General features: G+C 71.3%; 7 protein-coding genes. 6 read left to right on the forward strand and 1 reads right to left on the reverse strand.

The window, feature by feature from the left end:
• Positions 1-96 precede the first annotated feature (96 nt).
• Complete coding sequence (gene rpmF / locus ACQKIP_RS33920; protein ID WP_365859461.1) at positions 97-267, reverse strand: 50S ribosomal protein L32; 171 nt, start codon at positions 265-267, stop codon at positions 97-99.
• Between the two features lie 133 nt (positions 268-400).
• Between rpmF and ACQKIP_RS33925 the strand changes: the two genes are divergently transcribed.
• The 6 genes from ACQKIP_RS33925 to ACQKIP_RS33950 all read left to right on the forward strand — a co-directional run bounded on the left by ACQKIP_RS33925 (position 401) and on the right by ACQKIP_RS33950 (position 7,508).
• Complete coding sequence (locus ACQKIP_RS33925) at positions 401-1,918, forward strand: membrane-associated oxidoreductase (RefSeq protein WP_365859459.1); 1,518 nt, start codon at positions 401-403, stop codon at positions 1,916-1,918.
• A 102-nt stretch (positions 1,919-2,020) separates the two neighbouring features.
• Complete coding sequence (locus ACQKIP_RS33930; RefSeq protein ID WP_365859457.1) at positions 2,021-3,136, forward strand: substrate-binding domain-containing protein; 1,116 nt, start codon at positions 2,021-2,023, stop codon at positions 3,134-3,136.
• 95 nt (positions 3,137-3,231) lie between these two features.
• Entirely contained in the window at positions 3,232-4,563 is a 1,332-nt protein-coding gene (locus ACQKIP_RS33935; protein WP_365859455.1) for an ABC transporter substrate-binding protein, read from the forward strand.
• A gap of 73 nt (positions 4,564-4,636) precedes the next feature.
• Positions 4,637-5,608: a carbohydrate ABC transporter permease gene (locus ACQKIP_RS33940; RefSeq protein ID WP_365859453.1), complete on the forward strand. Its 972-nt coding sequence runs from the start codon at positions 4,637-4,639 to the stop codon at positions 5,606-5,608.
• Positions 5,605-6,468 (forward strand): carbohydrate ABC transporter permease, encoded by an 864-nt coding sequence (locus ACQKIP_RS33945; protein ID WP_365859451.1) that lies wholly within the window; start codon positions 5,605-5,607, stop codon positions 6,466-6,468. The genes ACQKIP_RS33940 and ACQKIP_RS33945 overlap by 4 nt, the downstream gene beginning before the upstream one ends.
• 59 nt (positions 6,469-6,527) lie before the next feature.
• Complete coding sequence (locus tag ACQKIP_RS33950) at positions 6,528-7,508, forward strand: hydroxyacid dehydrogenase (protein WP_365859850.1); 981 nt, start codon at positions 6,528-6,530, stop codon at positions 7,506-7,508.
• The last annotated feature ends 115 nt before the right edge of the window (positions 7,509-7,623 follow it).

The following is a 7,623-nucleotide window of genomic DNA, read 5'->3' on the forward strand; positions in this document are numbered from 1 at the left end:
GTGGTGAACCCGCCCGACTTCCACTCGCCCGGCGGGCGCCCGCCCCGGCCATCACGGCAAAAGCCGCTCACCGGGGCCCGGCGTGCTGCGGGCCCGTCAGTCCCCGGGGCCCAGCAGGCCGCGCTCGTAGGCCCTGGCCAGCCGCCGGGGCACCAGGTAGGCGGAGCCGTCGACGGTGATCGGTACGAGCTGCTGGGGGAGCGCCTTCCACTGGGCCCGGCGGTGGCGGGTGTTGCTGCGGGACATCTTCCGCTTGGGTACGGCCATGGGGATCCGGTTCCTTTCTCGGCGGTGCGGCGCCGAGGCTATATGAAAATGGTTCCCATTTTGAATCGGGTCGGGGCGGCGGGCGCCGGCCCGTGGTTGACAGCCCGAACACGCCCGCGACAGCATCCCGTTGATGGAGATCACCGACCCGACGCCGGCGGAGGTCCGCGTCCGGGAGGCCTTCGCGCTCGGCGAGGGCGTCGACTTCCGCGAGAGCCCCGACGAGGACCCGCGGGCCGGCGGGTCCTGGGGCCCCGAGCGCACGGTGCGTGCCGAGGTGCTGCGGGCCCTGCTGATCGACGGCCCGACACGGGACGGCGAGATCGCAGGCCTGAAACTGTGGGGCGCCCGGATCACCGGGCGGCTCGACCTCATGTACGGGACGGTCGAGCACCCCGTACGGCTGCGGTCCTGCCACTTCGAGGAGACCCCGAACCTCTACGGGGCGCAGGTCCGCGCCCTGGTGCTCAGCGAATCGGTCCTGCCGGGTCTCACGGCGGGCACCCTGCGGGTCGAGCTGGTCCTGCGCATCACGTGCAGCCGCATCACGGGCCCCGTACGCCTCGCGGGCGCACAGATCAGCGGCGCCTTCTTCGCCAACGGGGCGGAACTCGGCACGCCGGACGCTCCCGGCGGGACACCCCCGCCGGACACCCCGGACGCGCCCGGCCCCGGGGAGGCCGCGGAACCGGTGCTGCAACTGAACCACGCGGTGATCGGCACCGACGTATGGGCCGCCGGCCTGGTGGCGCACGGCCAGGTCCGGCTGAACGGCGCCAGCGTGGGCGGCCTAGTCAACCTCGACGACGCCGAGCTGCACGCTCCCGGCGCGGTCGCCCTGCACGCCGAGACCCTCTCGGTCGGCACCGATCTGCGGGCCATGCGGCTGCGCGCCCGCGGCACCCTCAACCTCAGCGGCGCCAGAATCCCCCGGCACGTCAATCTCGCCTACGCCCGCCTCTCCCACCCCGGCGCCACGGCCCTGCGGGCCAGCAGCTGCGTCATCGGCGAGCTGTGGCTGCGGGAAGCCGCTCCGATCGAGGGGACGGTGAACCTGCGCCGCTCCCAGCTCGACCTGCTGCACGTGCCCCCGCAAGTGTGGCCGGGCCAGGTCAAGCTCGACGGACTCGGATACCAGCGGCTCGCCCCGCACCTGCCCGCGGACCAGCGCCTGCCGCTGCTCGAGCGCGAGGCGGCCGGCTATCTCCCGCAGAGCTACGAGCAGTTGGCCGCCGCCTACCGCACGGTGGGCGACGAGGCAGCCGCCCGCACCGTGCAGCTGGCCAGGCTCCGCCGCCACCGCCGCACCCTGCCCCCCTACGCCAGGATGTGGGGCCACCTCCAGGACGTGACGGTCGGCTACGGATTCCGGCCGATGCGCGCCGCCGGATGGCTGCTGGTCCTGCTGCTCGCCGGTGCGCTCGCCTTCGCCCTGCAACGTCCGCCCGCCTTGAAGTCCGACGAGGCCCCCGACTTCAACCCGGTCTTCTACACCCTGGACCTGCTCCTGCCGATCATCGGCTTCGGGCAGGAGGCGGCCTTCGCGCCGCAGGGCTGGTACCAGTGGCTCTCGTATCTCCTCGTCGCCACGGGCTGGGTGCTCGTCACCACGGTGGCGGCAGGCATCACACGGGCGCTCAGCCGCCAGTGACGGACATCGCCGACCTGGACACAGGCGCGACGCTGATCGATATCCTCCAGCGGAAGCGTTCAAACGAACAACCGGCGGGTACACCGCGAGGGGGTCGGCAGCATGCGGGAGCCGAAGGACGTCAGGCGGCAGCGGATACTCGCGGTCGTGGAGTCGCGGGGCGAGGCGCGGCTGAGTGATCTCGCCGACGATCTCGAGGTCTCCGTGATCACGGTAAGGCGGGACGTCGAAGACCTCGCCAGCGAGGGCAAGTTGCGGCGCGGGCACGGCATCGCGCGCTCGGTGGGCGCCGTGGAGCGCGGCACGCCGCGTGCCGAGCCGGTGGCAGGGGGCGCCGGGCCGGCCGGGCAGGGCGGGGCCGTGGCGCTGATGGTGCCCGAGCGCCACACCTACCTCTACGAGACGATGCACGGGGCCCGAAGCGCCCTGTACGAGGCCGGGATGCGGGTCGTCCTGCATATCGCGCCGCAGGTGGAGGGCGCCGAACGGCCGCTGGTGGAGCGGGTGCTCGCCGAGGAGGTGCAGGGGCTTCTCATCGCTCCGCGCTGGCGCACCGCGCACGAGGAGGAGGCGGACTACGCCTGGCTGGCCGCGTCGGGGGTGCCCACGGTCCTGATGGAGCGCCGACCGCGCGGGGGCAGTGCGCTGCACACCATGGACTCGGTCTGCACCGACCACTGGTACGGCATCCATCTCGCCGTCGACCACCTCGTGCGGCTCGGCCACCGGCGGATCGTCCTGGCCGCCCGCGACGACAGCCCGACGGCCCGTGCGCTGCGTGCCGCCTTCGCGGAGATCGCCGCGTCCCGGCCCGAGATCGAGGACTGGACCGTGATGCTCAGCGCCGCGAACGCCGGGCCGGGCCGGGTGCGCGAGCCGCTCGACCTCGCGGCGCGGTTGCGCGAGCGCGGGGCGACGGGGGCCGTGCTGCACGGCGACGTCGACGCGCTGATGCTGGTGCAGCAGTTGACGGACCACGGCGTGCGGGTGCCGCAGGACTGCTCGGTGGTGGCGTACGACGACGTGGTGGCCGCGCTGGGCAGTACTCCGCTGACCGCGGTGTCCCCGCCGAAGTACGAGGTCGGGCGCACGGCGGCCGGGCTTCTGCTGCGCAGGTTGGAGGAGTTGGCGGGCCCGGGCGCCGGACCGGCCCAGCGGGCGCAGCTCCTGCCCGAGCTGAAGGTCAGGGGATCCACCGCACACGTAGGGATCGTTTGACCGCTTTAGTTTCTTTTGATCGATCTATTGACCGCCATCAGTCATGCGATCAGGATTCCCGTGTCCCGAACAAGAGCCGCGGGAGGCGCCCACCCATGCCTGGTCGACCGAGCCGCCGGTCCCTGCTCGCCGTGACAGCCGCCGCTCCCATGACAGGTGCGCTCAGCGCCTGTTCGGGCAGGACGGGCGGCACGTCGCGCGGCAGGGGCGGCACCACACGCGTCACCTTCTGGTCCGCACTGCGCGGAAGCCAGGAAGTGGTCGACGCGTTCAACAAGACACACGACCGCATCCAGGTCGAGTTCCAGCAGATCCCGTCCGGTGCGATGGGCGGCTACGCCAAGCTCAGCAACGCCGCCAGGGCCGGGAACGCCCCGGACGTGGCCACCATCGAGTACCCGCAGATCCCCGGCTTCGCCATCGACGGCGTCGCACGCGACATCACCTCGCTGATGAGCGAGCGGCTGCGCGCCAAGCTGCTGCCGCAGGCCCTTGGCCTGACCACCTTCGAGAAGCGGGTCTTCTCCGTCCCGCTCGACGTGGAGCCGATGGTCCTGCACTACCGCACCGACCTGTTCGACGACTACGGCATCGAAGTCCCGCGCACCTGGGACGAGTTCGCCAAGGCCGCCCGCACCGTACGGGACAAGGCGCGCGAGCGGCGCATCGCGGTCTTCCCCACCGACGGCGGAACCCAGTTCGCCGCGTGGGCCTGGCAGGCGGGCGCCCAGTGGTTCGACACCCGCGACGGCGCCTGGAACGTCTCGCTCACCGACCGGCCCACCCGCAAGGTCGCCGCATACTGGCAGCGCCTCGTCGACGAGGACCTGCTCTTCGCCAACGCCACCGAGAGCCGGCACTACGACGCACAGCTCGGCGAGGGCCTGGTCCTGGCCCGGCTCAGCGGCGCCTGGGACGCGGGATCGCAGATGAACGCCCGACCGGGCCAGAAGGGCCGGTGGGCCATCGCCCCGCTCCCGCAGTGGGACCCCGGCAAGCCGGTCGTCGGCACCCACGGCGGCTCCACCTTCGCCGTCACCAAGGACAGCGTGCAGCCGGAAGCCGCCATGGAGTTCATCGAGTGGCAGGTCTCGCACCCCGACGCCCTGCGCGCCCGTCTCTCCAGCGGCACCAGCAGCCAGTACCCGGCCGTCCCCGACCTGGTCCCCGTGGGCCGCAAGGCCTTCGACCGCACCTACTACGCGGGCCAGGACATCTACCGCCTCTTCGAGGAACAGGCCGAGACGATCCGCGACGGCTGGGTCTGGGGCCCGCGGATGACCGCGACCCAGCGGGTGATGCAGGACGGCTTCGCCCGCGCGGGCGGTGGCAAGGGCTCGATCCTCGACGCCGTACGCGCGGCGCACGACGGGACCATGCCGGACCTCAGGGCCCTTGGCCTGGCCACCACCGAGCACAGCACATGACCGGGCCGAGCGCCCCTGCGCGCCCCGGCCCCCCGGACGCGACGAGCACCAGCAGAGAGGCAGGTGACCCCCGATGACCACGACCGCGCCCCCCGCCCCCGCCACCCGCACCCCCGACGCCCCCGCCACCGCCCGCCGCGCCCGCACGCGTGCACGACGCCGCGAACACCTGGCGTGCGGCGTCCTGATGACCCCCTTCCTGATCCTGCTGACAGCGGTCTTCCTCATACCCGTCGGCACCGCGGTCTGGCTGAGCTTCTTCAGCGACGACCAGCCGGGCCTGGGCTTCGGCCCCGAACGCACCGTCTTCGTGGGCCTGCGCAGTTACACGGCCGTGCTGACCGACCCCACCTTCCTGGGCAGCCTCGGCACGGTCGTCCTCTACTGCCTGATCTACATCCCGCTCATGGTCATCGGCGCCCTCGCCCTGGCCCTGCTCCTCGACTCCGGCGTCGTACGGCTGCGCGCCTGGGCCCAGCTCGGACTCTTCCTGCCGCACGCGGTGCCGGGCATCATCGCGGCCCTCATCTGGCTCTACCTCTACACGCCGGGGCTCAGCCCGGTCGTCGACCTGCTCTCCAAGGGCGACATCACCATCGACTTCCTCGGCGTGAACACCGTCCTGCCCTCGATCGTGAACATCGCCCTGTGGAGCAACCTCGGCTACAACATGGTGATCTTCTACGCCGCCCTGCAGGCCGTGCCCCGGGAAGTGATCGAGGCCGCCGTGGTCGACGGCGCGGGACCGGTGCGCACCGCGCTGCGGGTCAAAGCACCCCTGGTGCGCTCCTCGATCGTCATGGTCGCCATGTTCACCCTGATCTGGGCCATGCAGCTGTTCACCGAACCCATGCTGCTCAGCCAGTCGTCCCCGATGATCAACTCCCGCTTCTCGCCCAGCATGTACATCTACGACGCGGCCTTCACCCGCAACAACTACGGCCTGGCCGCCGCCGCTTCGGTGATCCTGCTGATCTGCACGGTCGCCCTGTCCTACGGCGTCACCCGCTGGACCAACCGCTCCCAGAAGGAGGCCGCGCGATGAGCGCCGAGACCCTCACCGCGGGCCGCCCCCGCCTCCTGGGCCGCACCGTCGTGAACACCGTGGTGGGCATCGCGGTGCTCTACACCCTGCTGCCCGTCCTGTGGCTGGTCCTCGCCGCGTCCAAGAACCGGGACGCGCTGTTCAGCAGCAACTTCTTCTCGCTGACCGACTTCTCCTTCGCACAGAACCTGCGCGACCTGTTCGCGATGGACGGCGGCCTCTACGGGCGCTGGTACACCAACAGCCTCCTGTACGCCGTCCTGGGCGCCGCGATCAGCGCGCTGGTCAGCGTCGCCTGCGGCTACGCCTTCGACAAGTACCGCTTCGCGCACAAGGAGAAGGTCTTCGGCCTGGTGCTCGCCGCGGTCATGGTGCCGCAGACCGTGCTCGCGCTTCCGCTGTATCTGATGGCCTCGGCCACGGGCCTCGTCGACACCTTATGGGCGGTGTTCATCCCGGTCCTCTTCAACCCGTTCGGGGTATACCTGGGGCGGATCTTCAGCCAGGGCTATGTGCCCGACGAAGTGCTCGAAGCGGCCCGGATGGACGGCGCGGGGGAGCTCACCACCTATCTGCGCGTCTCCCTGCGGATGCTGGGACCCGGCGTCGTGACGGTGTTCCTCTTCCAGCTCACCGCCATCTGGAACAACTTCTTCCTGCCCATGGTGATGCTCTCGGACCAGAAGCTGTACCCGGTCAGCCTGGGCCTCTACACCTGGAACAGCTCGGCCACCGTCTCGCCCGAGTACTACCCCGTGGTGATCATGGGTTCGCTCCTCGCGGTCCTTCCGCTGATCCTCGCCTTCATGCTGCTGCAACGCTTCTGGAAGTCGGGCCTCACCGCGGGCTCGGTCAAGTGAGCCATGTGAAAGGGAATCTGTTGAACAACGGCAGCCACCGTCCGCGTACCGCGCTCGCCATGGCGCCGGACGCGGCCACGGCCGTGCTCGGCCCCGAGGCCCTGACCGCCCTGGGGCACGTCTGCGATCTGGTGCCGGACACCGTCCTGGACGACTTCACCACCGAGCGGGCCCGCGCCGTGCTCCGCGAGGCGGAGGTCCTGGTCACCGGCTGGGGCTGCCCGCCGCTTGACGCCGCCGCGCTCGCCGCCGCGCCCCGGCTGCGGGCCGTCGTGCACACCGCGGGCTCGGTACGGGGCCACATCACCCCGGAGTGCTGGGAGCGCGGCATCGAGGTGTCGTCCGCGGCGGCGGCCAACGCCCTGCCCGTCGCGGAGTACACCGTCGCGATGATCCTGCTCACCGGCAAACACGTCATGGAACGCGCACGGGAGTTCAAGGCCCTGCGGCGCCGCGACGACTGGCTGGGCCTCTCGCACGGCGTGGGCAACTACGGCCGTACGGTCGGCATCCTCTCCGCCTCGATGATCGGCCGCCGCGTCATCGAACTCCTGCGCCCCTACGACCTCGACGTCCTCCTGCACGACCCGTACGTGTCCGACGGGGAAGCCCGGGCGCTCGGTGTCCGACCGGTCGGCATCGAGGAGCTCTTCGCGCACAGCGACGTCGTCAGCGTCCACACCCCGCTGCTGCCCGCCACCCGCGGCCTGGTCGGCCGTGAACTGATCGCCGCCATGCGTGACCAGGCCGTGCTCGTCAACACGGCCCGCGGAGCGGTGCTCGACCAGGACGCCCTCACCGAGGCCGCGCTCGCCGGGCGCATCCGGGCCGTCCTCGATGTCACCGTCCCCGAAGTCCTGCCTCCCGAGCACCCGTTGTGGGAGTGCGACAACGTCATGATCACCCCCCATCTGGCCGGTTCCCAGGGCAACGAATGGGGGCGCCTCGCCGATCTCGCCGTCGCCGAACTCGGCCGCTGGGCCGCGGGCGACGGTTTCGCCCATGCCGTACGACGCGAAAGGCTGGCCTACCTCGCTTGACTCCTCCCCCGGCTGAAGCGGGGGATTCCTAGCTCACGTCGCCTGGCCCCCGGCGGGGGTGCAGGTCTTGCACGATCAGCGCTAGCCGGGTGCGAGACCAGCCCGGACGAGCATC

Origin of the sequence: Streptomyces sp. NPDC059900, assembly GCF_050270335.1 — a bacterium.
GTDB lineage: Bacteria > Actinomycetota > Actinomycetes > Streptomycetales > Streptomycetaceae > Streptomyces.

Excerpts from the sequence above, each read along its gene's own strand:
- ACQKIP_RS33945 (WP_365859451.1), top strand. The coding sequence starts at position 5,605 with ATGAGCGCCGAGACCCTCACCGCGGGCCGCCCCCGCCTCCTGGGCCGC.
- ACQKIP_RS33930 (WP_365859457.1), top strand. The coding sequence starts at position 2,021 with ATGCGGGAGCCGAAGGACGTCAGGCGGCAGCGGATACTCGCGGTCGTG.
- ACQKIP_RS33950 (WP_365859850.1), top strand. The coding sequence starts at position 6,528 with ATGGCGCCGGACGCGGCCACGGCCGTGCTCGGCCCCGAGGCCCTGACC.
- ACQKIP_RS33935 (WP_365859455.1), top strand. The coding sequence starts at position 3,232 with ATGCCTGGTCGACCGAGCCGCCGGTCCCTGCTCGCCGTGACAGCCGCC.
- rpmF (WP_365859461.1), bottom strand. The coding sequence starts at position 267 with ATGGCCGTACCCAAGCGGAAGATGTCCCGCAGCAACACCCGCCACCGC.
- ACQKIP_RS33925 (WP_365859459.1), top strand. The coding sequence starts at position 401 with ATGGAGATCACCGACCCGACGCCGGCGGAGGTCCGCGTCCGGGAGGCC.
- ACQKIP_RS33940 (WP_365859453.1), top strand. The coding sequence starts at position 4,637 with ATGACCACGACCGCGCCCCCCGCCCCCGCCACCCGCACCCCCGACGCC.